The organism is Pantoea sp. GM01 (assembly GCF_000282675.1).
Taxonomy (GTDB): domain Bacteria; phylum Pseudomonadota; class Gammaproteobacteria; order Enterobacterales; family Enterobacteriaceae; genus Pantoea; species Pantoea nemavictus.
The window spans coordinates 154,030-181,018 of record NZ_AKIU01000055.1; the positions used below are offsets into that span (position 1 = coordinate 154,030).

A 26,989-nucleotide genomic window follows, 5' to 3' on the forward strand; every position below is an offset into this window, starting at 1 on the left:
TTGAACATTAACGCAGGCCTCAATCGACCATGCAACTCAGTACCCGACAGACACGCGTATTTATGCTGGCCTCACTGCTCAGCAGCGGCAAACCGATAGCGTCCAGCCGCATTTTAGCCTCGCTCGACTGCTCCGAACCCACGCTGACGCGCGCGCTAAAAGAACTGCGTGAATCCTGGTCTGCGGAGATCAAGTACAGCCGCCTCACCCATTGCTATCAGTTGACTGACGCTGGCAAACTCGACAAAAAAAGCCTGCGTCATATTAATGAAGCACTCAAGCTCAACGCTGAACTGCAGCAGAGCGAAACCGTCAGCCGGGTATTTCTCGACAAAGAGAAAAAGAAAGCGGTGTCGCTGTCATTACGCATGTCTGTTTTAAGGAAAATCGATCAGGTGGTGCGGTTGAGTGAAACTACACGGAGCGATGCGGTGGAGATGCTGGTGGAGAGCGGGCTGGATGAGTTGATTGCGCGGTTGCGGCAGGTAAAAAAGTAAAAGTTAATAATATCTAAAAACGACCTTAAAATAGGCTGGTAAATATATGCATTAACGTTAGTTAAAAACTTCCATGAGAACATAAAACTGCAAAACTCATTAAAGCCAAAACAATATAATTTTTTTACTCTCATTATTAACGCCACCGTAACTTCATTCATTTTCGCGCATACACACTCCTCGCCGGATAAATATAGCCTTACTATCTCCATCAGGCTGTAGCGCTGCGGTTTAATGACATCGTATGCTGCAAACCAAGCCAAAAAATTAAAACCCAATTAAATCAACGATAATAACCTATTAGCACCTGTTAATAGATTACGTTAAAGTTACTTTTAACAGCATCGTTAAAATCAATTCGTAAATAGAGCCGCATTCCAAAATTTGAATTTCCAGCTTGATAAACTATCACTCAATGTAATACCTTCATCGCCACTGAAGTTTAAACATTGCGCGAAAAGCACAGCGTCCAGCTTTTTAACTGCACTCGTAATAAGCATTGGCAATGCACTCGATTAAATTTGTTATCGGGTTAAGGGATTAACATTACTCAGTAGTTACCAGGATGGTGCTCATGACCTCTACAGATCACAACATCTCAATTAATACCCTCGACACTCTGATGCAGGAAACCTGGCTGCTGTCTCTCGCCATACGAAACGGACAAACCATCACCATTGATGATGCGCTCTACCAGCGCTGTTTCACCCTGATCGAGCAGGTCCAGGATAAACTCCTCGCCGCTGGTGAGCCCCCTATTTTCTGCGAGGAGATCACGTTCGCGCATAGCGTATTTCTTGATGAACTGATCATGACGATCCCGGATACAGACATCTCTGTCTGGTGGAAACGCTCGCCGCTACAGGGATACTTTCTCGCTCATCTTAATGGGGGCGAGATCTTCTACGAACGCATCAGGAAGCTGCTGCATGAACCCGCGCCTGCGGAAACTCTTGTGGCCTGCTATTACCGCATGTTGCGCTTCGGCTATACCGGAAAATATCTTACTGAAGATAACGAAGAGCGTATTTCGCTGATGCAAAAGCTAAAAGCCTTATTACCTGAGCAGGCTGAATCACCCGACAAACCGGTTTTTATTCAGCGTTCACCCTATAAAGCATCGTTCTGGCAGCGCGCTCCCTGGCTTATTCGTAGCGGTATTATCGTTGCCATTGCCATTGCCACATTCATCATGAACGGTCATCTGCAATATCTGACTGGCAAAGGGTAAACGCCAGACCAATACACATTTCAGGAAGGAATCTGTTAATGGGCAGAAAGGATTTTGTTCTCCAGGGCGGAACTACGCCGGTTTATAACCACTATCAGCTAAACATCTCTGCGCTGAAAAACCAGCATCCGGATATTCAGTTATCGGTGCTGCGTTTTAATGGTGAGGAGGCGTTAAATACGCCCTGGCGCTACACCATTGAGATAACCAGTGCTACCCGCGATATTCCGGCTGAGATTTTAATTAACAGCGCGGCTCAGTTGCTGTTTTATCCCGACGGTCAACCCTGGCAATCGGTAGAGCCACGCATTCTGCGCGGTGTGGTTACTGCTTTTCAGCAGTGTGAGTCCTCTGCTGATGAAACGCGATATGTTGTGACGCTGGAGTCTCGCCTGGCACTGCTACGATCCAGCCTCACGTATGCCGTTTATCAACACATGAGCGTGCCGGGTGTAGTAGAAGACATTCTGAAACGTTGGGAATTCTCTTCACTCGATTATCACTTCCAGTTAAGCACGCAGTATCCGGTGCGCGATTTCTATATCTCTTACGCCGAAAGCGATCTTGCATTTATTGAGCGCCACCTCGCACGTATTGGCGTGTTTTATTACTTCAGCTGGGATGAAGAAAATCACCGTGATGTGCTGGTGCTGGGGGATAGCGCTCAGGCATACGCCTCAGAAATGCCTATTGCATTTCGTCATCCGTCAGGCCTGTTTGATGGTGGACAGGAGTCACTGTGGAATATATCCATTAACCATCAGTCGGTTGCAGCAAGCACAAAACTCAATGATGAGTATTACCGCCATGCGCAGGATGACATGCAGGCCGAGGTTGAAACAGATCCCGATAAACCGGCACTGACTGGAACGCTTTACCGCTACGGTGAGAATTATCAGGAGCGAGGTAAAGAATGTCAGGCGCTGCCGGAACAGGGCCAGTGGTTTGCCCGGCGTCGCCAGGAACGTCTGATCACCGAGCAAATCACCTTTGCAGGCAGCACCAATGCCATGGAGATTCGTCCAGGCATGGTCATCTCGCCACAAGGCAAAGCGTGGACGGATGCGCCCGATGGCCTGCTGGTCATTGCAACCTCTTCAACCCGAATTTCACGTGATACTGCCTACGTTATTCGTTTCACCGCCGTACCGGTACGCTCCTACAGTCCCTATCGCCCACCGCTGAAAACCTGGCCGCACATTGCGGGAACACTGCTGGCACGCGTAACCAGCCCGGTTGACAATGCGCAGTATGCCGAACTTGATGAACATGGACGTTATCGGGTGCGGTTCCAGTTCGATGTGAATGCGTCATGGCAATCTGGTTTTGAAAGCGTGCCGGTGCGGTTAGCGAAGCCCTATGCAGGGAATGTCTACGGCTGGCACTTCCCGCTGATAGCCGGAACGCAGGTAATGATTGCCTTCACCAACGGCGATCCCGACAGGCCGTACATCCTCTGCTCGATGCATGACTCGCGTCATGAGGACCCGGTTAATCTCTATAATTATCAACGCAATGTATTGATGACGCCGGCAAACAACAAACTCAGGTTTGAGGATCGTCGGGGCTATGAGCATGTCAAACTCTCGACGGAATTTTGCGGTAAGAGCCAGCTATCACTCGGTCATATTGTTGATAATGCCCGCACTAAGCGGGGTGAAGGTTTCGAACTGCGCACGGACAGTACGGGTACGCTGCGTGCCGGTAAAGGTCTTTTCCTTACTGCAGATGCGCAGATTACCGCAACCGGTAAGGTGCTGGAGATGGCCCCAGCGCTATGCCTTATCAAAGGTGCGCTCAGCCAGATTAGCGACTGGCAAACCATCACGCAGTCACACCACAATTTCCAGCCCGATGCCGCCCATCTCAAGGCTTATCTGACGGCAGTCGATCAGCTGAAATCCCCGGCAATGCTGCTGAGCGCACCGGAAGGTATCGGTGCGGTTAGCCCCAAAAGCATCCTGCTTAATTCAGGCACCACTCTGCACCTGCAAAGCCAGACAGAAACCAGTATTGCCAGCGACAAACGTATTCAGGTCAACGCCCATCAGGCGATTTCTTTGCTATCGCAGCAGGAGGGAATCCGCATGGTGTCAGGCAAAGGACCGCTGAGGGTGGAATCCCATGCTGACACATTGGGACTGACGGCGATGAAAGATATCAGCGTGCAGACCGTGCAGGGGGAGCTGCGGCTGACCGCGAAAAACGGCATCGTGCTGGGCTGCGGTGGCGCAACCATCCGGATCACGCCGCAAGGCGATATTCAGATCCATTCGCCGGGTAAAACCAGCATCCGTGGCGCGCATGCCTGGGATACTCCCGCCAGCGAAGAAACTCACTTGCCAGAACTGCCTAAATCGGTGTGCAAAGCGTGCCTGAAAAAAGCGCAGGAGGCGGCGCTGGCTTTTGCGCCGCGGGGCTAACGATGACAAATAAAGATAACGGCAAAGCATGGCTGAAGCAGGCTACTGCCCTTTGCACTGCAGCCGGGCAGGATTATATCGATGTGCTGGTAGATCAGGCCGGTAGCGTGCAGCCGCTGCAGCAGGCGCTGAACCAGATAACCCCGCCATTACGCTGGTTCGCGCTATTCGAAGGTACACCGGAAGCCGCAACGGCAGAGTATTCGCCGCTGGTAATGCGACTGCACTGGAGCGCCGGCAGCCACCAGCGCTGGCTGGAACAGCTGGTGGAGCATTTCACCGGCTCGCCGCGCCTGACGTTACTGCTATCACCGTTGGCGTTCGATCTACTGAGCAGCCATCTGCAGGCACTCTCTCAGGTTCACTGGGAAGAGCAAACCGGCTTACTGCGTTACTACGACAACCGCGTGTTTCCGTCGCTGCTGGAACACGTTCTGACCCCGGAGCAGCAGGCGGCGTTCACCGATATCGCGCTGTTCTGGAGCTGGCGAGATCGGGATGGCGAGCTAGTGTGGAAAACCGGCACATGGCACCCGGAGCGACAGCTTACTGATGCTCCGGCGATGAATCGCATTAGTGATGCACAGGTGGAGTTAATGGGATGTATCAGCGATGCCGAGGCGCTGATGTTGAAAATCAGCGAACCAGAGATTTCAAAAGAAGCGAAGTATGCACGCTGCCTGCAAATAGCACTGCAGGCAAGCGAGGCAGGATTTCTGGGCGATTTATTGGCATTTACGGAGCATAGCCAATGAGCAATACAATCATTTTTTTAAGAAACGTTATTTTGAGTTGCGTGGTTATTTTAGCAGGGTGCGATCAATCGGGAGCCAGTGAATCCAGTGCAGGAAATGTGGGCGCAATTAACCATGTAGCCGGACAAAGCATTAACTGGTTTTCCGTTAATGGTTATCGCGTGCCCGGAACTGGCGGGGGGTATTGCTGCGTCATGATCCCTGATAAATGGCGTCCTGACTTGATGGCACATATTGAGTGGGAAATCGATCCAAATCCTCACGAAAAAATACCACGACTGACAAAAGGAGTAGGTTTTGAGCCTAAAGCTTTAGCAAAACATGAGGCCAAGTATCGTCGGTACAGTGCCGATGTTTCTGTCCCTGAATACGATGAAAGCGCAGGGTTCACCGTTCATTTTCTGCCCTGCCGTCAGGTCAAAGTTTATGCCGGTATAGCCAGCTATGGTGCGGATACATATCCGATTAAAGAGCCCACTGATATGCAGGAGCCAGTGACATGTCCCAAGTAAAAATCAGAGCAGCGGTATGGGCTCCGCCTCTTTTTCCTGATGATGGACGTCTACCTGCTTCTCAGCAGGAGGTGATTGACAATTATCTTCTGCAGAAACGGGAAGAAGAGCAGTATTTAAATCAGTTTAATGCACAAACTGGGCTGCGCAGCGGTGCGGGCTTTACCTGTTCGCAGAGCTTGCATATCAGCTTCTTTTTCGACGGCACCGGCAATAACGAAGACAACGATACTCATCACTCCAACCCTACGCACCCAACCAATATTGCCAAGCTTTATCACGCTACCTACGAAAAGGTAGCCGAAAATGATGGGTACTATCGTTATTACATGCCTGGGGTTGGAACGGCATTTCCCGAAATCGGGGAAATGAATTACAGCGGTGCTGGTCTGGCCTATGCCACTGGAGGTGAAGCAAGAATTAACTGGGCATTGCTGATGTTAGCGGATGCCACAATACACGCCTTAACTAAAGGCCAAAAACGTATTTCCGCTTCAGAAGCAAAGAGCAAAATTTCACGGATGGCAGCCGACTGGCCTTTTGATAATCCCGAAAGCCGTAAAGCTGCATTCTATTCATTTCTGAATAGTGAAATCCGCTCTAAGGTTGCTACGGCCAAACCGAAGTTACTTAAGATTAAACTCTTTATATACGGCTTCTCCCGAGGTGCTGCAGAAGCACGCACCTTTGTTAACTGGCTTACCGGATTGTTTGAAACGCCAAAAGGAGCTGATAAGCCTGAACAAGCCATACTTGGTATCCCGTTAAGCATTGAGTTTTTGGGGCTGTTGGATACCGTGCCTTCAGTGGGTATTGCCCACGTTGCGCCATTAGTTGATGGGCATATGGGATGGGCAAATAACACCCAGTTGCTGCCCAATGAAAAACGTTTCTCCAACCTGATCAAATGCTGCCGTCATTTTGTTGCGGCGCATGAGCAGCGACTTTGCTTCCCTCTTGATTCCGTGTGCCGTCCGGGAGGTGGGTACCCGCCAGCAACGCAGGAAGTTATTTATGCAGGTATGCACTCCGATATTGGCGGCGGTTATCCGCAGGGCGATCAGGGTAAAGGCCTTGCGGGCAAAGATAGCGCTGATCCCAACTATCCAGGGAATCTGTTATCACAGATTATTCTGCACGATCTTTATGCAGCGGCTTTTGCTGCCGGAGCACCTTTGACCGTTCCTGAAGAATCAATTTCTGACGATTTACTTCAAAAAAAACCGTCACGTGTAATGTCTTCAAATACTTATAAGGAATATGCAGTCAGCATCTCATTGATACAGCGCTTCAATGCCTGGCGGCAAACTATCTTGTCTGAAAAAGATTTAAGTAGTGAAACTGACATCGGCCAGCAATGTCTAGTGTCAGACGGATATATACCACATCTTTTGTCCCAATCACTCGATCAAGCCGTTGCCGATCAGATTGGCCTAATCACTGCCTGGCGCATTGGCCGTTATGCGAATAGTAGCTATGCCAGCCAGCCCTTTTATATGGGAGCCAAACAGCATTCGAAAGAAATGCAGGGGCAGGTTAAGAAAGCCCACGATGAAAAAGTTGAAAAAAATGAGTATTTACGCCGAGCGGCCAAACTGAATCCTGCTTTGAAAGGGGCTGATGGCATGCTGAATCAGGCTGGTCCGCCAGACTTCGAACCGCTGATTGATAAACAGCAGTTGCAGGAAGCCGCAGACGAATTCAAAAGCGACTATCTGGGTAAAATGCGGCCACAGAGCTGGAGCGAATTTACTCTCAATCAAATCCCGAAAGGCATTGTCTGGATGCTGAATACCGATGATGAAGCACTTGAATACCGCGAGATTAAACAGGATGGTGAAGCGCTCTATCACCGCTTGTTCTCATTCAAACAGGGCACGGTGACAAATGATGCCACCATGGCGCTGGTGGTCGCACTGTTCGACGATCAAATTCACGATTCACGCGCCTGGTTTATGCACTACGCGCTGGGCACGCGAGAGCCATGGGGCAGCTATTTCTTCTACCGTTCCATTTACTACGGTAGCGAGAGCAATAAACATCAATATCTGTTCTCAATTAATCAACAGCTCATTGGCGTCCCTTTAACGCAGATTCGAGCGCCATATCGCGTTAAAAATAATGCGCTGTATGCTCCTAATAATTCGAACATAAACATGCAGAATCTCCTCCCAGATAACCGGGTGGAAAAACCCGTTCCATTCTGGACGATTATTGACAATACAACCGGCAAGGCTATTCCCCTTCAGGATGGCACTGATGCACTGTTACAACCCACTCGTGAACCAGCCGCATTAGTCACCCTAGCGAGTCAACAGATGGTAGCTGCGCAACACCAAGCCATGATGACCTCTGCCATCGACATGCTTAAATCATCAGGAGCGAAAGTGGTATGACGCTCAAAAAATTGGTGCGCGTTGGCGATACGCTCAAACCCTACGGCGGCGAAGTGCTCAGCGGCAGTTTCGAGGCTTTCGGCAAGCCAGTGGCCTGCGTTAACGATAAAGCGAAATGCAACGAGCACGGAATGACCACCATCATGCAGGGAGCGCCTAACAGCAGCGTAAACGGTAAGCCCGTGGCGCTGGATGGCCACCGGTGCGCCTGCGGTTGCACGCTGGTCAGCTCACTGCCGGATATGGATATCTGCGGATGAATCAACCTCCGGTCTATGCTGACTATACCGCCGTTCAACCTGTCCGCTGGCGGCGCTGGTGGGTGACGCTGCCCGTGCTGTTGTTTATCACAGCAATCACTACCATCCTGCTGTGGCCAGAAGGGAAACCAACCCGCTCGCCGCTATTCTGGTTCTGGACGCTAGTGCTGCCATTGCTGTGCTGGTTGCTGGCGGTGGCATTGCGCTGGCTTATATGGCTGCAAAACACCGATAACAGCCGGACGCACCATGCCGAAACGTCGCTGGCGCTGGATGCCTGGTGGAGCAAGCGTAGCCAGGCATTACCGGTTGAAACCGTACTGCTGGTGACGCCCATCGGGGATGACATTGCCGAACATCTGGCGCTGTTGTCGCAACCGCCGGACTTACCGCAGCCGGGTATCAATGCTGAAGGTTACGCCGTGCTGCGCTGCCCGTTAGTGCTGAACGGCACACGCGATCGCTCTGCGTTGCTGGCGGCTTATCTCGCTAACCGCTTAGCAGCCCATTTTCGTCAGGCAGCTCAAACACGCCTTATCACGCACTTCTGCTGGCTCGGTGGTGATGAAAGCCTGGCCACCTTTAGAGAAACGCTGCTGGCCGAGGGCATGTTTTTGCCCGAAGAAATTCTCCGGCTTACGTCACGCACTGGCACTGACACCGTTATCGATCTTATCGCTGAAACTCACCCTGCCCTGCTGCTGTGCGCCGGGAGTGGCGAAGGCGTGCCTGCTGACAAGCAAATCACCGGAGAAGCCGCCTTTGCGTGGCTCTGCTCACCGCGAGGCTCGGCGCTGCTGCACCGTTCAGAGTGTTGGCAGCCAGTGCCAGGTGAAACGGCTGCGCAGACCGTGTCGCAGCTATCCCGCTACGCCGGGCTGGCTGATGTGCCGGATCGGGTCCTTGCGGCGGATGTCCCAGAGATGGAAGCGCTGATAGATGGCGGCTGGTCTGCTCTGGAGCATGTGCTTGCTCCGTGGCTTGGCAACGCCGGGCAAATCACACCTTTTACCTTACGGTCGCTGGCGCTGCTCTCTGCGCTCAACGGTCAGTCCTGCGGCTGGACCGCCGCAGATAGGGAATCTCGATACATTACAGGAGTTTGTGTTCCCCGTGGAAACCTTACGCACTAACCCGCGATATTCGCTGTTCAGGCTGGTTTGTGGCTATCTGATCGCCATTACCCTGCTGGTACTGATCGGCGCCGGACTGTATTACTTTGCTGGCAGTAGCCTTGATCTGCCTGAAGCTCTGCCGCGTCAGATTGCCTTCTGGTCGCTGATCGTCTGGCTGACGCTGGTGTGGTTCTGCCCGCTGTTTATTCTCGCCTGGCGTTGGCTGGTGCGGCTGCAGGCATGTGAGGTAACAGGTGCAACGGGAACGCAGAAGCCGCGGCCAGCAGACAATCAGAGGGTGCAGGATATTATCAGCCAGATGCGTTTCCAGTATCGATGGCGCTGGCGCAGTCGGGTGCGCATTCTGCTGGTAGTCGGGGATGAGCATCTGGTCGAACAGAGTATCCCGGGGCTGACAACCCAGCACTGGCTGGAGGGACACAATACCTTGCTGCTGTGGCACGGTAGCGCACAGGCGGATCCGCAGCCCGCGCAGCTTCGGGCGCTGCGTAAAATTCGCCGCCAGCTGGCTGATGCGGTGGTCTGGGTGGTCAATGCAGAAGCAGAAATGACGCAGGATCTGCTGGATACCACGGCCCGCCAGATGCAAAAACGCTACAGCCTGTTGGGCCAGGATATCCCGCTGTGGCTGTGGGAACGCCATGCGCCGTCGCTATCAGCATCTCCCGAGCAAGGCATAGGATTTATTATTGCCCCCGATGAGAGTGCAGACGATTATCGCCAGTCGCTTGATGAGCTTGAGCACCAGCTGGTCCAGCGTGGTATGCAACAAACCGATCTTAATCGCCAGCACAGTTTTCTGCTGGAGCTGGCGCGCACATTGCGCAACGGCGGCATCGCGCGCCTGACAAAGACACTGTCGCAACTCTCTGAAGGCGCACGGGCGCTGCCGCTGGCGGGCCTGGTGCTCAGCCCATCGCTCACATCCGGCAGTGCTTCCCTGCTTCATGCCTGGCAGCCGGGAAAAGCATGGCGGGATTTGCTGGCGCTGCGCTGGCGTAAACCATTGACTAACGGCGCTTCATGGCAAAAAACATTGCTGATGCTCTGCTCCTGCCTGCTGGCAGTGTGGATGGCATGCCTGGTGTTTTCATATATTGCTAACCTTCGTTTGCTGCAGGCGGATCAGCATCTTGCAGCTGCGGCAACGGATACCCGCCAGCCGTTGCATCAGCAGCTGTTCGCGCTGCGGGAATTGCAGAAAGAGATCGAGCGTTTGCAGCACCTTCAGCTGTACGGTGCGCCCTGGTACCTGCGTTTTGGCCTTAGCCAGAACGATGCGTTGCTGCATTTCCTGTGGCAACCGTGGCAGCAGTCAGCCATGCCGCTGTTGCGTGACGCCTCCGCTCAGCGCCTTACCACGCTAATGAGCGACTGGCGCAACCTGCCGCCGGACAGTCCGCGGCGGGCAGATGATGCCAAACAGATGTATGACCTGCTGAAGGCTTACCTGATGCTGGCGCATCCCGACCAAGCCGATCCGGCATTTTTCAGTACCACGTTGATGACAATCTGGCAGCAGCGCGATGGCATTATGGACGCCAGCTGGCAAAACAGTGGCGGCGACATGCTGGCCTTTATGATGACCAATCTGCCTGCGCATCCAGAGTGGCGGCTTGAGCCAGATATGCGACTGGTCGGCAGTATGCGTTCGGCCCTGCTGCGCCAGATGGGTGCCAGCAATGCCGAAGCCAATCGCTACCAGAAGCTGCTTGAACACGTGGCCCGCGACTATGCCGACATGACGCTCAGCGAGATGGTCAGCGGCACCGACGGCCGCATGCTGTTCAGCACCAATGAAACCGTGCCCGGCATCTTCACCCGTAAAGCGTGGGAGGAGGATATTCAGCCCGCAATTGAGAAAGCGGCGAAGGTGCGCCGGGACGAGATCGATTGGGTACTGAGCGACGGTAAACCGGCCAGCAATAATGATGTCTCTGCGGAAACGCTTAAGACGCGACTGACCGAGCGCTACTTCTCCGATTTCGCCAGCGCCTGGCTGAAATTCCTTAACAGCCTGCAATGGCAGCGGGCAGAGAGCCTATCCGAATCGATTGACCAGCTCACCCTGCTGGCGGATATACGTCAATCACCGTTGATTGCGCTGATGAACACGCTAAATATTCAGGGCCGCACCGGACAAACCGGCGGCGATCTCACCGATTCGCTGGTGAGCTCAGCAAAGCACCTACTCAGTAGCGATAAAGCAAAAGGGATTGCTCAACCACAGGGCGCGCGTGGTCCGCTGGATGCCACTTTTGGACCGCTACTGTCGCTAACCGAGAGTGGCGAGGCGGCGTTAGAGAGCCTCAGTCTGCAAACGTTTCTGACCCGCATCACCCGCGTGCGTCTGCGTCTGCAGCAGGTGACCAACGCCCCGGATCCGCAGGCCATGATGCAGTCGCTGGCGCTAACGGTTTTTCAGGGCAAAGCGGTCGATCTTACCGATACCCGCGATTACGGCAGCCTGATTGCTGCCAGTCTCGGCCAGGAGTGGAGCGGATTGGGTCAGGCGGTGTTTGTGGAGCCGATGGTACAGGCCTGGGAGCAGGTGCTTAGCCCAACCGCAGAGAGCATTAACCATCAGTGGCAGAACGACATTGTTACTCCCTGGGATGAAGCGTTCGCCGACCGCTATCCATTTGCTAATCGAGAAAGCGACGTCTCCTTGCCACATCTGGCGCAGTTTTTGCGCACCGATACCGGACGCATTGCGCAGTTTGTTAACCGCCGTTTAGGTGGCCTGCTGCGTCTGGAGGGTGATCGCTGGGTGCCGGATGCCATGCACAGTCAGGGACTGACATTTGATCCCGCGTTTCTCAACGCGCTAAACATGCTGACGCGCATCGCCAACGTCGTCTTTGTCCGGGGAGACGTGGCGCTGCATTTCCAGATGATGGCAAAACCTTCCCGTGAGGTGGTGGAGTCTGCGCTGACGGTGGATCGCCAGAAGCTGGAATATTTTAACCAGCAAGAGAGCTGGCAAACGCTGAACTGGCCTGACAACCGCTGGCAGCCACAAACGACGCTCACCTGGCGCAGCGCCAAAGCGGGAACCCGCATTTATGCCGATCATCCGGGAAGCTGGGGACTGATCCGCCTGCTGGATAAAGCACGGATTACCAGGTTGGGCGGCAATATTTACCGGGTGGTGTGGCCAACGCCGGATGGACTGGCACTTAACTATCAAATTCGCACGGAGCTGGGTAACGGCCCGCTAGCGCTGCTCGATCTGCGCGGATTCAGGTTGCCGACACGCATCTTTGTTTCTGCCACGCCAGATGACGCCGCTTATCAGGGAGATGAACCATGACCCGCCGTTTCTTAATCATGCTGCCGCTCTGCTTTGCGACCATCCTGCTGAGCAGTTGCGGTGCCTGGCAAAAAACTAAACAGGGAACGGCGAGTGTGGCAAAAGCGGTGTTTTATCGTCAGGTGGACAGGTTGCATCTGACTTTCAACGCCCGCGCCGCGATCAATCAGGATGATGCTCACCACGCCATGCCACTGCGTTTAGGTATTTTCCAGCTCAGCGAACGTCAGACTTTCGATAACACCGAATACCACGATCTGCTCACGCAGCCAGACATTGTGCTGAAAGAGAGCCTGGTCGCGCAGCGACAACTCAGCGTCATGCCAAGGCAAAGCATCACTCTGGCTATGCCGATGGAGCAACAGGCGCAGTTCGTGGCGATAGTTGGCCTGTTCCGCCAGCCTGACAGAGAGCGTGGTACATGGAAGCGGGTACTAAGCCGCGATGATCTTGATGCAGATACACCGCGCACGATTGAAGTAAGGGATAACACCCTGAATTTGGATTCATTGAAGTAACTCTTCAATTTCACAAGGCAGGAGCCATAACGTGACGCTATACGATATAAAACCTAAATTTCAGAATCTGTTAAGACCCACAGTGGTGAAGTTACATGCCCGGGGCATCACTGCCAACCAGGTGACGCTATTTGCCATGCTGACCTCGGTGACGTTAGGCGCATTACTGATCTGTTTCCCCGATCCGCGCTGGTTTATCACTCTGCCGATCTTCCTGTTGGTCCGCATGGCGTTAAACGCCATTGATGGCATGTTAGCCAGGGAGTTCCACCAGCAATCTACTGCAGGCGCAATCCTCAATGAAGTGGGTGACGTTATCTCTGACGCCGCACTCTATCTGGCATTTGCCTTTATTCCCGGCATCTCACCCGGGTTAGTGGTGCTGGTGGTACTGCTCGCCTGGCTCACAGAATTCTGTGGAGTGATTGGCCAGACGCTGAACGGCACCCGCAGCTACCGGGGACCGCTGGGCAAAAGCGACCGTGCGTTTATCTTCGGTGCAGTTGCCTTGGTTATTGCGCTGTGGCCGCAGTATCTCGAATGGGTAAACGCGGTCTTTGCCCTCTCAGCCCTGCTGCTATGCTGGACTTGCCTCAATCGCTGCCGCAGTGCGACGGAGGCAAAAAATGTCTGAATCTACACGCCTTCTCTACTACTGCCTGGGCGGCATTTTCGCCGTGCTCATGCTGGCAACATGCGTGACTTATGTGCTGAAAAAATGCCGTCCACAACGCAACTGGCTGGAATTGCAGCAGCGCGTCCACAGCTGGTGGGTGATTATTTGCCTGTTTGCATTGGCGATGCTGTCACCAAAATGGCTGGCGCTGGTTTTCTTTGGCTTTATCAGCTTCCTCGCGTTGAAAGAGTATCTGACGCTGACGCCAACGCGGCGTTCGGACAGCATGCCCCTGCTCTGGATGTACGCTGCCATACCGCTGCAATATCTCTGGGTCGACATGGCCTGGTACGGCATGTTCATTATCTTTATTCCGGTCTACGTCTTTCTGTTCCTGCCGGCGCGTATGGTGATCGCCGGAGATACAAAAGGTTTTCTGCACTCCGCATCGGTAATGCACTGGGGCATGATGACCACGGTGTTTGCTCTGAGCCACGTCGCCTACCTGATGACCTTACCCGGCGCGGATGCCAGCGCCGGTGCGCTGCTGGTTATTTTCCTCGTGGCCCTGACTGAGCTGAATGATATTGCGCAGTACCTGTGTGGGAAATCGCTCGGCAGGATCAAGGTGACACCCAACGTCAGCCCGAACAAAACCCTCGCCGGACTGCTCGGTGGCCTATTCACCACCACGTTACTGGCTGTCATTTTCGGTCCGCTCATGACGCAGATGGATCACCTGCATTCCCTGGCGGCTGGGCTGATTTTGGCTATGAGCGGATTCTGCGGTGATGTAGTGATGTCGGCCATCAAGCGCGATTTTGGGGTCAAAGACTCCGGTAAGTTATTGCCCGGACACGGCGGCATTCTGGATCGGCTGGATTCCCTCATCTACACCGCGCCGCTGTTCTTCCACTTCTATTACTACTTCTACCTGTAAGGGGCGCGCATGAACCCTATGTTGCGCTGGATTTTTACACTTTGCATCGCCTATCCGCTGGTGTGGATTTGGCTGGGTGTGGCGGTGGCCAATCGCAGAAAATTACCCAAAACAGGCCCGGCGATCATCGTGGCAAACCACAATAGCCACCTCGATGTGCTGACGCTATTCACCCTTTTTCCCCTCTCAACGTTGGTGAACGTGCAGCCCGTGGCAGCGGCCGATTACTTCTTGAAAAACAAAGTGATTGGCTGGTTTGCCCTTAAGGTGATTGGCATCATCCCGGTTTATCGCGGGGCGCATCAGGCCAATCCGCTGCAGGCCTGCATTGATGCCCTGGCTGAAAAGAAAATTGTCATTATTTTCCCGGAAGGCACGCGCGGAGAGCCGGGCAAATTCTCTGAAATCAAATCCGGTATCTGGCATCTCAGCCAGCAATGTCCGGATGTACCGATTATTCCGGTCTATATGCACGGGCTCGATCGCTCAATGAGTAAAGGCCAAAAAATTCCGGTGCCGTTCTTTATCGATATCTATATCGACGATCCGCTTCGTTTTCAGGACAACAAAGCTGCGTTTAAAGCCGCGTTATTAAACCGTTTCGTCGAATTACAACTGCAAGCAACAAGGAAATGATCATGAGCCAGGAAGCACGCTTATTTGTAGAGAGTTCGTTTTTAACCAGCGATGGTGCATCACTCTTTTTTCGACACTGGCCTGCGCAAGATAGCCAGAGCAAAAAAGTAATAGTGCTATTTCATCGCGGACACGAGCACTCAGGGCGCTTACAGCATGTTGTCGATGAGTTAGACATGCCTGACACCCATTTTTACGCCTGGGATGCGCGCGGTCACGGCCAGTCGCCAGGCGCGCGCGGTTATAGTCCAAGCCTTGCCCGTTCAGTGCAGGATGTCGATGAATTCGTGCGCTTTGTGGCGGAGTCAGCGCAGGTCAGCATGGAGGACATCGTCGTCATCGCGCAAAGCGTCGGTGCCGTGCTGGTCGCTACCTGGGTACATGATTACGCGCCGAAAATTCGCGGCATGGTGCTGGCTTCACCCGCGTTTAAGGTGAAGCTGTACGTTCCTTTTGCCCGCCCTGGTTTACGTCTGCAGCAACGCATGCGCGGCCTGTTCTACGTTAACTCCTACGTCAAAGGTAAATTCCTCAGTCACGATGCTGAACGCATCGCCAGCTTTGAGCAGGATAAGCTTATTACCCGTCAGATCGCGGTGAATTTCCTGCTGGATCTGTATAGAACGGCTGAGCGTATCGTGTCTGACTCTGCCGCGATCACCGTACCCACGCAGTTGCTGATCTCCGGCGATGACTTTGTAGTGCATGCCGAGCCGCAGAAAAAATTCTTCCGGGGTTTGCGCAGCGCGGTTAAAGAGCAACATATTTTGCCGGGCTTTTATCACGACACGCTGGGTGAAAAAGATCGCCAACTTGCCTTCGATAAAATGAAGTCGTTTATCGAAACGCTCTACAGCACCGCACCTTACGCGTTCGATTACAGCCATGAAGACCAATGGAGTCCGGGCGCTGATGCCTATCGTGAACTACAGGCACCGCCTCATCGCCGCTCGCTGCAAGGCCTGTTTTACGCCTCGTTGAGCTCCGGCATGAAAACCTTCGGCAGGTTATCTAAAGGCATGCGGCTGGGATATGAAACCGGCTTTGATTCCGGCAGCACGCTTGACTATGTCTACCGTAATTCCGCCGAAGGAACGGGTGTGCTCGGTCGCATCATCGATCGCCATTATCTCAACAGCATCGGCTGGCGTGGCATTCGAGCGCGTAAGGAAAATATCCAGCAGGTAATTGCCCTGGCGGTGGCGAAACTGCATGAGAGCAACATGCCGGTTCACGTGGTAGATATTGCCGCCGGGCATGGCCGCTACGTGCTTGATGCGCTGGAGAAGCAGCCTGATATTGAAAGCATTTTGCTGCGCGACTACAGCGAACTGAACGTGGAAAAAGGGCAGGCGCTGATCGATGAGCGCAACTTAGGCCATCTCGCACAGTTCAAAAAAGGCAATGCTTTTGATTACGACTCGCTCGCCACTCTCGCCCCGGCTCCAACGCTGGGTATTGTTTCCGGGCTTTATGAACTGTTCCCGAGCAATGCGTTAATCAAAACGTCGTTAGCGGGGCTTGCGGCAGCCATTCCTCCTGGCGGCGTGCTGGTTTATACCGGGCAGCCGTGGCACCCGCAGCTCAAAACGATTGCCTGGACCTTAACCAGCCATCAGAACGGCATTCCCTGGCTGATGCGCGTGCGTAGCCAGCTAGAGATGGACACGCTGGTTGAACAAGCCGGATTCGAGAAGTGCCACCAGCTTATTGATGAGTTTGGCATCTTCACCGTGTCGCTGGCGGTAAGAGAGCAGCATGACTGAATCGTCGCTGACTCAGCGCCCACATAGCCTCTGGAAACAGGGGCTTGGCTGGCTACTGCTGCTGGGCCCGCTGTTTTTTCTCAGTTACGGCCAGGTCAATACCTTCACTGCCACCCGGGAGGATATCGGCAGCCTGGTATTGAGCTGGGAGCGGGCGATACCGTTTGTTCCCTGGACCATCGTGCCCTACTGGAGCATTGACCTGCTGTACGGCATTTCACTGTTTATCTGCACCTCAAAACAGGAGCTGATGCGCCACGGCTATCGCCTGCTTACGGCATCGCTGGTGGCGTGCGCGGCATTCTTACTGTTTCCGCTGAAATTCACCTTTACGCGCCCGGAAACACAGGGCGCCTTTGGCTGGCTGTTCCACCAGCTGGAGCAGTTTGACCTGCCCTATAACCAGGCGCCATCGCTGCACATCATTCTGACCTGGCTGCTCTGGTTACGCTTCCACCAGCACCTGAATCATAAGGCGAGAGTTGTCGCAGGCAGCTGGTTTGTGCTGATTGCCATCTCGGTGCTCACGACCTGGCAGCACCATTTCATTGATGTGATCAGTGGATTTGGGGTTGCGGTCATCATCAGCTACGCCATCCCGATTGAAGGCCGGTGGCACTGGCAGCGTCCTTCACCGCACGCTCAGCGTCTCGCCGTTAAATACTGCCTCGGCGGAATACTGTTTTTACTGGCGGGAATGAACATTCCCTATGGCTATCTGCTGTTGTGGCCCGGCATCGCACTACTGATAGTAGCGGCGGGTTATGCCGGATTGGGCGTGACGATATTCCAGAAAAACAGCAGCGGCAGCCTGTCTCTTTCCGCGCGCTTACTGCTGTTACCTTATCTGGCAGGCGCAGCGATCTCCCGCTGCTGGTTCTCCCGCCACATGGCTAAAAGCAGTGTCATTTTTACCGGCGTAGCGCTGGGTAGATTTCCCGGTACGGCGGAACGGCATATCGCAGTTTTCGACCTGACAGCCGAATTCCACCAAGGCAACCGCATGGCACAGCGCTGGCAAGCTTACCCGCTGATGGATCTTCTGGTGCCTGAGATTGAGGATATGCGCCATGCGGTAAGGCAACTCCGCCTGCTGTGCCAGACACATGACAAAGTGCTGGTTTGCTGTGCCCTGGGTTTATCGCGCAGTGCGACGGTAGTTGCAGCCTGGTTGCTGGCTGAGGGGCACGTTGCGTCAGTTGCTCAGGCTGTTGAACTGATTCAGGCCAGACGCCCGCAGATTGTCCTCACACCCGCCCACATCAAGGCTCTGGAAGCATTTAGCAAGGAGCCGTTATGTCAGACAACAGCATGACAAACCGGATTATGCACATCCATCTCGCCAGCTGGCGCTACGTCGCCGCCTTAACGCTGCCACCGCTGGCGCTGATGTTTCACCTCATCACCTCCGTGCTTAGCGTACCGGTAATGGTGCTGTTTTTAATTACGCACTATTACTGCTGGCGGTTATGGCTGGATGAGCGGCTTTTCTCACTGCTCAACGACGACAAGGATCTTGCCGAATTTGATCAAGGCATGGCGCATCTGTGGCGGCAAAAAACTTCTGACACCCGCTCTCTGCCGGATCGTTGGCGGGGAACGCGCACCTTGTTTTATCGAACCCTGCTCTCTCTGTTGCTGCTGTGGCTGGTTTCACTCTGCTCAGTGCTTTATCTGACATTGATGCGGGTTGATTAGGTGAACCATGAACGATCACGACTTTCTCAACTATTTCGACAGCGAGATGCGCTATCTGAAATCGGCGGCGCAAGAGTTTGCTGAACAGCATCCGCAGGCGGCTCGTCGCCTCGGCATCGACGGAACGTCGCTGAAGATGGATGAATCTGTAGAGCAGCTCTTCCAGGGATTTTCGCTGCTGATAGCGCAGATGCGCCGCAAGATTGATGATGATATCCCGGAACTGACGGAGCCACTGCTTGGGCATCTGCTGCCCGTGGTAAACCGCACGCTGCCATCGATGGCGATCGTTGAACTCACGCCAGATACCATCGCCCAGGTACGTGATGCCGTGCTGCCGGAAGGCACTACGCTGTTGACCCGCCCGATGGATATAACCGCCCTGCGCTGCCCCTATCGCACCACCGATGCGCTCAAGCTGCATCCGCTAACGCTGGGCGAGATAACGGCGCCCTTCCATCCCGATGGGCACCAGATGATCTGCCTGCGGTTTGCTCTCAGTTCACAGGCGGATCCAAGCCAGATCGATCTCAGCGATATCCCGCTCTATATTCACGCGGATCGTCCGGTGCAGTCGCTGATGTATCAGGCTCTGAGCAACCAGATTGAACGGATCACGGTTCGCCTGCCGCAGAGTGATAACCGCGATCCACAACCCTTTACTGGCGACATATGCGCCCGCTGGCAACAGCACTGGCACTCAGTGTGGCCTGAAAGCGACAGCCCAGCCTTGTGCGGCGAAGTGCGTCCGCTGCTGGAATATTTCAGTTTTCCCGCGCGCTATGCGTTCTTTACCCTTTCCGGGCTTAACACGCTGCCCTTTAGTGAAAGCTGCAGGGAGGCGATGCTCGAAATCCATTTGAGACAGCCGCTTCCGCGTGATATCCCGCTGCCGCAAGATGTACTGCGCATTCACTGCGTTGCGGTTATCAACCTGTATTCTCTCAACGCAGAGCCGCTGAAAGTGCAGCCTGCGGTGCTGGATTATCGCCTGCGGCCGCACCGGCTTGGCGATCAGCATACGGAGATCTACAGCGTGGATGCGGTTGCCGCCAGTGAAAAACTGGATAAGCGGCGTTATGTGCCGTATCGACACTTCCGGCAAAAAGGCGGCATGCTGCAACACAAAGCGTCGTGGCCGGAGCGTTATTTCCATACGCGCATCTGGCGTGGCGTCAGCGGTCTTTATGAAACCCTGCTGATGCTGGGTGGCGATGCCAGCGAAGCTGACCGAAATCAGGAAGATGCCACGCTGTTTATGAACATCACCTGCACCAACGGCAATTATCCGCGTATGGCGCTGGAGAAAGCGGTATTTGATGGCAGCGCAGTGATCGGCAACCTGGCTGTGCGGTGCAAAACACGACAGCCCCCTTCCATGCCCTATTACCCGCCAACCACGCAACTTTATCAGTGGCACCTGATATCGCTGCTGCATCCCCGCGCCCTAAGTCAGATGATTAGCGATGCCGAAAACCTGCGGGCCGTGATGTCGCTATTTAACTGGAGCGACGAGGAGAACAACCGCCGACGCATCAGCGGTATCCGTCACGTTAGCTGGCAGCAGGACTACAACGCCTCATATCACTGGCACGGCGTGCGTATCCGCGTGCTGCTGGATGAGACAATGTTTAGCGGCACCGGCGATGCGCGATTGTTCTGCGAACTGCTGGAGCAATTCTTCACCCAGTACGCCAGCGTCATCCGCTTTACCCAGCTGACGGTGCTGCTGAACGCCTCGGGCACCGAATGGGCCTGGCCGGAGCGGCGCATTAACAGAGTATTGATGTGACAGACGACAACAAACAAAACCGTTCACCTCTGCCGCCGTTCTGGCTGGACGCCAACGGCGATGATCAGACGGCGCGGTTTAACTTTTACCGCTTCTGCCAGCTGCTAGAACAGACAACCCATAGCCGCCTGGGCACAGGCCGTACGCCGGAGAGTGATGCGGTGCGCTTTCGCCCCAACCCACGCCTGGGCTTTCCCGCCAGCGAGCTGAAGGGCACCGAAACCGACGCCGATAATCCTGATGCGCCGCCCACCGTCAGAACACATTTCCTCGGCTTGTACGGCGTGGATTCGCCGCTGCCCACCACCATCATTGATGATATTAATCAGAGCCGTGACGGCGCCGATGCGATGGCCGCGTTTCTGGATATCTTCAATCACCGGCTGATGACGCAGTTTTATCGCATCTGGCGCAAATACAGTTATCCGGCCACTTTTGCGCCCGGCGGCAATGATGCCATTTCACAGAGCCTGATGGCGCTGGCCGGCATTGCCCACAGCCGCGAGCTGCCATCTTCGCGCTTACTGGCGATACTGCAACCGCTGCTGCACCCGACGCACACCGCTGAAGGAATTGCGGCTGTGATTCGCAGCCAGGCACCCAATACTCATGTTGAAGTTTTTGCGCATCATGCGGTGAGGATGCCGGTGGCGAAGCACGCCCAGCTTGCACTGCGTGGCGGTTTGTCGCTCGACCAGAACCCGGTACTGGGGGATGAGATCTGTGTGACCGGGTATTGCTCGCGGGTCGAGCTTTTGACCGACGATCTTGATGAAGTGAAGGGCTGGATGCCTAATGGGCAACTCAGGCAGGACGTGATGGCGCTGCTGCGGACATATTTGGGGTGCGATTATGATCTGCGGTTCTGGCTTACGATGCCTACCAAGCTGCTGCCGGTGCCAAGGTTGGGGGGCTGCGGGCTGTACAATGGGTACAACATGATGCTGGGGTTGAGGGAGGATAATCTGCATGAGATGCCGGAAAAGGTGAGCATCAAAGTGGGAAAGGTGCGAAAAAGTAATGTTAAATAACATAAATATCGAGAGTGAATAAATGGAAGAAATAAACTCAGCAATAAACATCTCAACTTTAATAAGCACCGAGTCGCTTAAATTATCTCTAGGTGTACTTGTTCCAGGGTTAATAAAAGCGGCATTACCCTTTATAAAAAGGTTGGCAGGCATTCATTATGCTGAGAAGGCCACTATCACTGAAAAAAGAGCAGAAGCACTTGCCAGCATTTCTAATCTATATGCAAAAAATATAAATACAGCCACTGAGAATGCTGTTAAGGCACTTTATGATGTAATAGGAATGCAGTATTCGGTAAAAATAAACGAACTACTCTTAACATTTCTCAGAGATCGAAATATTAGTTATGAGGACCGAGATTTTCAAGGCTTTATTAAAATCCCTTGCATCAAAAATATTCAGAATGACTCTTTTAACAGCTACAACAAACGATACAGAAAGTTAAGGAGTGTTCAAGTAGCATTTATCACTATCGTTTCTATGATACTTCTCATTGCTCTATTTACATTTGCAGAAATAGCTAAAACCTCATCTGGAACCGAACAAGTGTTTTTCATTGTACTCGCTATGTCCGCCTATTTTTTAAATGTATTTTGGATCCTTTTCATGATGAGTCAATTTGAAAAGTTCAGAAGAGCAAGAGTTTTTTACAGAACATTTTCTCCATGGCTGCAAAAAAAATTGCGTGAGGAAGCTGATATTCAGATAGAACAACAACAGAAGCTGAACTGGCAGAATAGATATTTGCGCACAGACACGCAAATGCTACATCACTTTTATGATTAATGGTCTGACCTGCTTCCCGTTGATGTCTATTGATGTTGCGATGGTGCGAAGGCCGGACTCAAACCGGCGCTTCTCATTTAAACGACTTTATGAAGCTTAGTAATATTTATTTTTATTGAACCTTCCACCTAATTCCCATACCACTGCAACATCTCCCTTCTCTGCTCCAGATATTGCGCTTGGTTGTAAGTCCCACGAATCGTGTTCTTGTCTACATGTGCTAACTGCAACTCGATCCAAGCATTGTTATACCCCTTCTCATGCAAAATGGTACTCATCGTGTTCCGAAATCCATGCCCTATTGCTTTTCCGTGATATCCAATTCGCTTCAACTCCTGATTGATGCTCGCTTCACTCATTGGTTTGGTGATGTCATTGCGTCCCGGAAATACAAGTGAATAACGTCCTGTAACCGATTGGATTTCGCGAAGTGCTTCAACCACTTGGGTTGACAACGGCACTATATGTGGTCGCCGCATCTTCATGCGTTCTTTAGGTACTTCCCAAATCGCTTTATCGAAATCGAACTCTTTCCACTCAGCCAGACATAGCTCATTAGTGCGCACACCGGTCAGCATTAGAATACGCGTTGCAAAACGAGTAATTGGGTTGCCAGAATAGGCCCCCAACGCCTGCAAAAACTCTGGCAATTCTTCCGCGAGCAGATGAGGGAAATGTTGTGACTTTGGCGCTGTCAAAGCACTGGATAGTTCAGAAGCAGGATTGCTCTCCGCTCGGCCAGTAACAATCGCGTATCTGAATACTTGATTACAGGCCTGTCGGATTTTACGCAGTTTGTCGAGCACACCACGCTTCTCTAACTTACGCAGTGTCGTTAGCATCTCTAACGGCTTTATCTCTGCAATAGGTCGCTTACCGAGATCTGGGAAAATATCGTTTTCAAATGCTTCAATTAATTCATCAGCGTAGCCTTTCGACCATTCGGTACGCTTATACTCATGCCATTCCAGCGCGATAGCTTTGAAGTTATTTTTAACACTCGCTAACTGCACCAGTTTTCAACACGTTCCTCCTCGCTTGTATCTCCGTCAAGCACGACAACCTTGCATGCTTCCTTTCGCTTCGAGCGAGCATCCACTAATGAGATATCGGGATAAATGCAGACAGAGAGCCTTTTATATTTACCTAGCACGCGATATTTCAATCGCCAATATTTCGCACCATTGGGTTTGATCAGCATATAAAGCCCGCCGCCATCCGTTAGTTTGTATTCTCTCTCTTAGTTTTGCAGTGTCGATCTACAATGCATTTAGTGGCATAGAGGCCCCTAATTTCATTTGACCGAGATAAGCCCCCGCAAAGCCCCCGACACTACTTGATTTGGGTAAAACCAGGTCAGCTCGCGAAAGAAAAATCCGTCGATATCAGGGAGTATTAAACAATCAAAGAAAATTCAGAAGAGATGAGTTACTTAGATGCCTACAGGATTCGATAAAAATCAATAACAACATGAACATTAAGAAAAAATTCAAGTTCAATAACCTTAAGTGCCCCCTATTATGCCCCCAAATAATTTTGTTATACTCTTCTGGTTAATCAGATGAAAAATGGTAGGAAATAAAAAATTGTATCGATTTCTTATGTAAATAGGGAGCATTAAAAAATGCCCCTTGCTCAAATTCTACATGTAAAGCTATTTAAAACCCTCTTTATATTTTTTAAAAATTTCTTCAGAATTGTACTCTCTCATTTTCTTAGCAAATGAGGTGGCTTGATATACAGACCATAATTCCGTGATCATTGTTATAATCATTAATACAAACAAGACTTCAGAAAACAGATATATTACCAACTGGACACCAGATGCAATATCAGGTGATTTATGTAACGTTTCAACCAACGCTTTTATGCCTGTAACAAACCCGCCAATTGAACTAGCCATGAATATTAATAACATTATTATAGTTGTAACCATTTCTTTCTTTAAAATTTGTGGATTATTACTTCCATCAATAAAAAACACTTTGTGATACTTCAAGAAATCATTAGCCCTAGAGCTCACTGAAAGCAACCTTTTCGAATGTAGATAGTCGAACATTACTCTTAATATTGGGATGGGATAGTAAAGACCATACTCTGCAAGCTTTAACTCATTTATGTAGCGTATTGACTTATCCTTAACTTCACCTTCATAAATAATACGCATGGCTTCCGCCTTATCTTTAACCGGTAAGGATACGTATTTATTAACTGATATAATATCAATCATTTTAAAAGGTACTTTTATTAATTTAAACATCAAGCTAGCAACTGTAATAAAAATTGGTACTGCTGTTATAGCTTGCGGTATTGTCAACCCTAAGCTTGCCAAAACATCGTTCATTGATAAAAAACCTCACTTCCAATAATTTATAAAACTTAACAAGTTTATATTAATATGAAAAAATCATAAATATCAAATAGTTATAAAGCAAATACACATTACCCACATGAAGATCTTGAAAAATAAATTTCATTGCCGTAGATTCAGTTTTTTAACTTCGCTGTCAATGACAGCCACCAATGTTTCGTGCAATGAATAAATTCCAGTGATCTGAGAGAAATGCCTTCGGGTGATCACCAAAATTACTGTAGCCTGAAAGTTAAAGCTCATTAGAGCGGTAAATTTGCTCACTCTTGGAAGCAAATATCGTCAATAGAACCGCTCCTACTGCGTGACGATGAGTGTACTTTTAACAACTAACACCCTAACTCGGTGCTTCCACATCGAAATTATTCCAAAATGTGAATATTTCGAACATTAACAAAGCTGCAAGCTATTTGCTGACAGTCTTCTATGCTGTACCTCAATAACGATCTGTCATTACAGACACGTTGTATACTATTTGATCATACAAAGTTAGCTACATCCTTTCCGAAAAAATCATGGCGCGTATTAAACGCTGCGGGCTGCGCTTTGCTTATGCTGTTAGGCATGGGCAAACAGCAGTCGTGCTGCGTGCAATACGTGGCGTCACTTTTTGCGTGCCAACGCCTGAAAGTGACGCCATAGCGTAAACCGTTGCCCATCCTCTACCTTAGCCCGTTTCAAGCGGGTATCTGAATCTGACACCACGCTTTCATACACCAAATATCCATTTTTTAAAGGAGACCTGAATTGTTGCCGAGGCAGGCATAGGCCTGGGGATTACCTGAAATAGCAGGCAGTTGCACTGAGTGCATCACTGACACCCCGAAATACCTCAACTGCACCCGCTCTGGCGCACAGGCAACTTTCAGTACGGAACGGCAGCGCTCTTTCCGTTATTTGAATCGCCACGGATAATCTAGACACTTCTGAGCCGTTGATAATATAGGTTTTCATATTCAGCCGGTGGCATCTGCTCGCTCGAACCATGCCGACGATTACTGTTATAAAACATTTCGATGTAATCAAAAATATCGCTTCTGGCTTCGTCTCTCTTTCCGTAGATCTTTTTCTTAACCCGTTCGCGTTTCAGTAGCTGGAAAAAGCTTTCCGCAACCGCGTTGTCATGGCAGTTACCGCGACGACTCATGCTGCCTTCCAGACCATGTGATTTCAGGAACGACTGCCACTCATGGCGCGTGTACTGACTGCCCTGATCAGAGTGAACCAGTACCTGTTTTTGAGGATTACGCCTCCACACCGCCATACGTAATGCGTTCAGGACAATCTCTTTAGTCATGCGGGGTTGCATTGACCAGCCGATAACTTTTCGGGAGAACAGGTCAACCACCACGGCCAGATACAGCCAGCCTTCGTGAGTTCGGATGTAGGTTATGTCCGTCACCCAACGCTCATCCGGTGAGTCCGGATTGAACTGCCGTTGGAGCCTGTTGGGTGCCACGATGCTGGCTTCGCCTTTACGTGCCCGTGGGCTACGGTACCCAACCTGAGCCTTTATTCCGGCACGCTACATCAGCCTCCAGACCCGGTTCACTCCGCACTGCTGTCCGGTATCACGCAGATCGAGATGGATCTTGCGATAACCATAGACGCAGCCAGACTCAAGCCAGAACTGTTTGATCTGCCCGGTCAGCATCTGGTCTGTCTGGTGACGCTGTGAATGTGGCTGCTGAAGGCAGAAATAAAATCTACCTGGATGGACATCCATAACCCGACAAAGCAAACGAACAGACCAGCAACGGCTGTTGTCGCGGATAAAGGCGTACCTCAGTCGGACAGCTTTGCGAAGTACGCCGCGGCTTTTTTTAATATGTCCCTTTCGTCGGTGACCCGCTTCAACTCTTTATGAAGACGGCGGATCTCGGCCTGAGTATCTGACTGTTCATTTTTAGTGGAAGAATCCGGACCGTACTTCTTTATCCAGGCGTAAAGACTGTGAGTGGTGATATCGAGACGTGTTGCAACACTGGAAACAGAATGACCACGATCAACAAGCTGTTTGACTTCTTCAATTTTAAACTCTTCAGGATAACGCTTACCGCTAATAGGCACCTCTCTTTTAAGTCATTTTAAATGACTCTGAGGTGTCTGTTAAACCCGTGGCGATTCATATTATCAATGGCTCAAAGTGTCTAGATTATCCGTGGCGATTCAATAATCTAATTTCCCTCCTAAGGGCGACACGTTAAAAATTAAAGCCAGTCAATCGTTAAATCGTTATTGCACGGTATGTACATTAAGTAATCTATTGTTAGATTTGCATTCATTTCACGCCCTGTTTTCCGCTACAAAT

Annotated in this window: 20 protein-coding genes and 2 pseudogenes; 19 read left to right on the forward strand and 3 right to left on the reverse strand. The window is 51.7% G+C overall.

Annotated elements, in window-relative coordinates; translation table 11 throughout:
• Nucleotides 1–29: 29 nt before the first annotated feature.
• The 19 genes from PMI17_RS16780 to PMI17_RS16870 all read left to right on the forward strand — a co-directional run bounded on the left by PMI17_RS16780 (nt 30) and on the right by PMI17_RS16870 (nt 22,307).
• On the forward strand, nt 30–497 hold the full coding sequence (locus PMI17_RS16780) for a hypothetical protein (RefSeq protein ID WP_007890739.1): 468 nt from the start codon (nt 30–32) through the stop codon (nt 495–497).
• A 565-nt stretch (nt 498–1,062) separates the two neighbouring features.
• Nucleotides 1,063–1,728, forward strand: coding sequence for a type VI secretion system protein TssL, short form (tssL, locus tag PMI17_RS16785; protein WP_238541554.1), 666 nt, complete (start codon nt 1,063–1,065; stop codon nt 1,726–1,728).
• Between the two features lie 38 nt (nt 1,729–1,766).
• Nucleotides 1,767–4,151, forward strand: a complete 2,385-nt coding sequence (locus tag PMI17_RS16790) for a type VI secretion system Vgr family protein (RefSeq protein WP_007890741.1) — start codon at nt 1,767–1,769, stop codon at nt 4,149–4,151.
• A gap of 2 nt (nt 4,152–4,153) precedes the next feature.
• The gene (locus tag PMI17_RS16795; RefSeq protein WP_007890742.1) at nt 4,154–4,906 is read left to right on the forward strand and encodes a DUF4123 domain-containing protein; all 753 of its coding nucleotides are present in this window, start codon (nt 4,154–4,156) and stop codon (nt 4,904–4,906) included.
• Entirely contained in the window at nt 4,903–5,418 is a 516-nt protein-coding gene (locus PMI17_RS16800) for a DUF3304 domain-containing protein (RefSeq protein WP_007890743.1), read from the forward strand. Before PMI17_RS16795 ends, PMI17_RS16800 begins: the two co-directional genes overlap by 4 nt.
• Nucleotides 5,406–7,814, forward strand: coding sequence for a DUF2235 domain-containing protein (locus PMI17_RS16805; protein WP_007890744.1), 2,409 nt, complete (start codon nt 5,406–5,408; stop codon nt 7,812–7,814). Before PMI17_RS16800 ends, PMI17_RS16805 begins: the two co-directional genes overlap by 13 nt.
• Complete coding sequence (locus PMI17_RS16810) at nt 7,811–8,074, forward strand: PAAR domain-containing protein (protein WP_007890745.1); 264 nt, start codon at nt 7,811–7,813, stop codon at nt 8,072–8,074. The genes PMI17_RS16805 and PMI17_RS16810 overlap by 4 nt, the downstream gene beginning before the upstream one ends.
• Complete coding sequence (locus PMI17_RS16815) at nt 8,071–9,207, forward strand: hypothetical protein (protein WP_007890746.1); 1,137 nt, start codon at nt 8,071–8,073, stop codon at nt 9,205–9,207. Before PMI17_RS16810 ends, PMI17_RS16815 begins: the two co-directional genes overlap by 4 nt.
• The gene (locus PMI17_RS16820) at nt 9,188–12,523 is read left to right on the forward strand and encodes an ImcF-related family protein (RefSeq protein ID WP_007890747.1); all 3,336 of its coding nucleotides are present in this window, start codon (nt 9,188–9,190) and stop codon (nt 12,521–12,523) included. Before PMI17_RS16815 ends, PMI17_RS16820 begins: the two co-directional genes overlap by 20 nt.
• Nucleotides 12,520–13,041 carry a type VI secretion system lipoprotein TssJ gene (tssJ, locus tag PMI17_RS16825; RefSeq protein WP_007890748.1) on the forward strand — a complete coding sequence of 174 codons (522 nt, stop codon included), beginning with the start codon at nt 12,520–12,522 and terminating at the stop codon, nt 13,039–13,041. Before PMI17_RS16820 ends, tssJ begins: the two co-directional genes overlap by 4 nt.
• Before the next feature lie 31 nt (nt 13,042–13,072).
• A complete protein-coding gene (locus PMI17_RS16830; RefSeq protein WP_007890749.1) occupies nt 13,073–13,675 on the forward strand; it encodes a CDP-alcohol phosphatidyltransferase family protein in 603 nt (200 codons plus the stop codon).
• Entirely contained in the window at nt 13,668–14,597 is a 930-nt protein-coding gene (locus PMI17_RS16835) for a phosphatidate cytidylyltransferase (RefSeq protein WP_007890750.1), read from the forward strand. Before PMI17_RS16830 ends, PMI17_RS16835 begins: the two co-directional genes overlap by 8 nt.
• A gap of 9 nt (nt 14,598–14,606) precedes the next feature.
• Complete coding sequence (locus PMI17_RS16840) at nt 14,607–15,233, forward strand: lysophospholipid acyltransferase family protein (protein ID WP_007890751.1); 627 nt, start codon at nt 14,607–14,609, stop codon at nt 15,231–15,233.
• A 2-nt stretch (nt 15,234–15,235) separates the two neighbouring features.
• On the forward strand, nt 15,236–16,999 hold the full coding sequence (locus PMI17_RS16845) for a bifunctional alpha/beta hydrolase/class I SAM-dependent methyltransferase (RefSeq protein WP_007890752.1): 1,764 nt from the start codon (nt 15,236–15,238) through the stop codon (nt 16,997–16,999).
• Nucleotides 16,992–18,314 carry a phosphatase PAP2/dual specificity phosphatase family protein gene (locus PMI17_RS16850; protein WP_007890753.1) on the forward strand — a complete coding sequence of 441 codons (1,323 nt, stop codon included), beginning with the start codon at nt 16,992–16,994 and terminating at the stop codon, nt 18,312–18,314. Before PMI17_RS16845 ends, PMI17_RS16850 begins: the two co-directional genes overlap by 8 nt.
• Nucleotides 18,296–18,697, forward strand: coding sequence for a hypothetical protein (locus tag PMI17_RS16855; protein WP_007890754.1), 402 nt, complete (start codon nt 18,296–18,298; stop codon nt 18,695–18,697). The genes PMI17_RS16850 and PMI17_RS16855 overlap by 19 nt, the downstream gene beginning before the upstream one ends.
• A 7-nt stretch (nt 18,698–18,704) precedes the next feature.
• Entirely contained in the window at nt 18,705–20,489 is a 1,785-nt protein-coding gene (tssF, locus tag PMI17_RS16860; RefSeq protein ID WP_007890755.1) for a type VI secretion system baseplate subunit TssF, read from the forward strand.
• The gene (gene tssG, locus PMI17_RS16865) at nt 20,486–21,520 is read left to right on the forward strand and encodes a type VI secretion system baseplate subunit TssG (RefSeq protein WP_007890756.1); all 1,035 of its coding nucleotides are present in this window, start codon (nt 20,486–20,488) and stop codon (nt 21,518–21,520) included. Before tssF ends, tssG begins: the two co-directional genes overlap by 4 nt.
• 22 nt (nt 21,521–21,542) lie before the next feature.
• Nucleotides 21,543–22,307 (forward strand): hypothetical protein, encoded by a 765-nt coding sequence (locus PMI17_RS16870; protein ID WP_007890757.1) that lies wholly within the window; start codon nt 21,543–21,545, stop codon nt 22,305–22,307.
• A gap of 128 nt (nt 22,308–22,435) precedes the next feature.
• Here PMI17_RS16870 and PMI17_RS16875 read toward each other — a convergent pair.
• The 3 genes and pseudogenes from PMI17_RS16875 to PMI17_RS16885 all read right to left on the reverse strand — a co-directional run bounded on the left by PMI17_RS16875 (nt 22,436) and on the right by PMI17_RS16885 (nt 26,742).
• Nucleotides 22,436–23,566, reverse strand: a pseudogene (locus PMI17_RS16875) (tyrosine-type recombinase/integrase).
• A 395-nt stretch (nt 23,567–23,961) separates the two neighbouring features.
• Nucleotides 23,962–24,651: a hypothetical protein gene (locus PMI17_RS16880; protein ID WP_007890759.1), complete on the reverse strand. Its 690-nt coding sequence runs from the start codon at nt 24,649–24,651 to the stop codon at nt 23,962–23,964.
• A 943-nt stretch (nt 24,652–25,594) separates the two neighbouring features.
• Nucleotides 25,595–26,742 (reverse strand): annotated as a pseudogene (locus PMI17_RS16885) (IS3 family transposase).
• Nucleotides 26,743–26,989: the final 247 nt, after the last annotated feature.

Coding starts and splice junctions, on each gene's coding strand:
- PMI17_RS16780 (WP_007890739.1), top strand. CDS start 30: ATGCAACTCAGTACCCGACAGACACGCGTATTTATGCTGGCCTCACTG.
- tssL (WP_238541554.1), top strand. CDS start 1,063: ATGGTGCTCATGACCTCTACAGATCACAACATCTCAATTAATACCCTC.
- PMI17_RS16790 (WP_007890741.1), top strand. CDS start 1,767: ATGGGCAGAAAGGATTTTGTTCTCCAGGGCGGAACTACGCCGGTTTAT.
- PMI17_RS16795 (WP_007890742.1), top strand. CDS start 4,154: ATGACAAATAAAGATAACGGCAAAGCATGGCTGAAGCAGGCTACTGCC.
- PMI17_RS16800 (WP_007890743.1), top strand. CDS start 4,903: ATGAGCAATACAATCATTTTTTTAAGAAACGTTATTTTGAGTTGCGTG.
- PMI17_RS16805 (WP_007890744.1), top strand. CDS start 5,406: ATGTCCCAAGTAAAAATCAGAGCAGCGGTATGGGCTCCGCCTCTTTTT.
- PMI17_RS16810 (WP_007890745.1), top strand. CDS start 7,811: ATGACGCTCAAAAAATTGGTGCGCGTTGGCGATACGCTCAAACCCTAC.
- PMI17_RS16815 (WP_007890746.1), top strand. CDS start 8,071: ATGAATCAACCTCCGGTCTATGCTGACTATACCGCCGTTCAACCTGTC.
- tssJ (WP_007890748.1), top strand. CDS start 12,520: ATGACCCGCCGTTTCTTAATCATGCTGCCGCTCTGCTTTGCGACCATC.
- PMI17_RS16835 (WP_007890750.1), top strand. CDS start 13,668: ATGTCTGAATCTACACGCCTTCTCTACTACTGCCTGGGCGGCATTTTC.
- PMI17_RS16840 (WP_007890751.1), top strand. CDS start 14,607: ATGAACCCTATGTTGCGCTGGATTTTTACACTTTGCATCGCCTATCCG.
- PMI17_RS16845 (WP_007890752.1), top strand. CDS start 15,236: ATGAGCCAGGAAGCACGCTTATTTGTAGAGAGTTCGTTTTTAACCAGC.
- PMI17_RS16850 (WP_007890753.1), top strand. CDS start 16,992: ATGACTGAATCGTCGCTGACTCAGCGCCCACATAGCCTCTGGAAACAG.
- PMI17_RS16855 (WP_007890754.1), top strand. CDS start 18,296: ATGTCAGACAACAGCATGACAAACCGGATTATGCACATCCATCTCGCC.
- tssF (WP_007890755.1), top strand. CDS start 18,705: ATGAACGATCACGACTTTCTCAACTATTTCGACAGCGAGATGCGCTAT.
- PMI17_RS16870 (WP_007890757.1), top strand. CDS start 21,543: ATGGAAGAAATAAACTCAGCAATAAACATCTCAACTTTAATAAGCACC.
- PMI17_RS16880 (WP_007890759.1), bottom strand. CDS start 24,651: ATGAACGATGTTTTGGCAAGCTTAGGGTTGACAATACCGCAAGCTATA.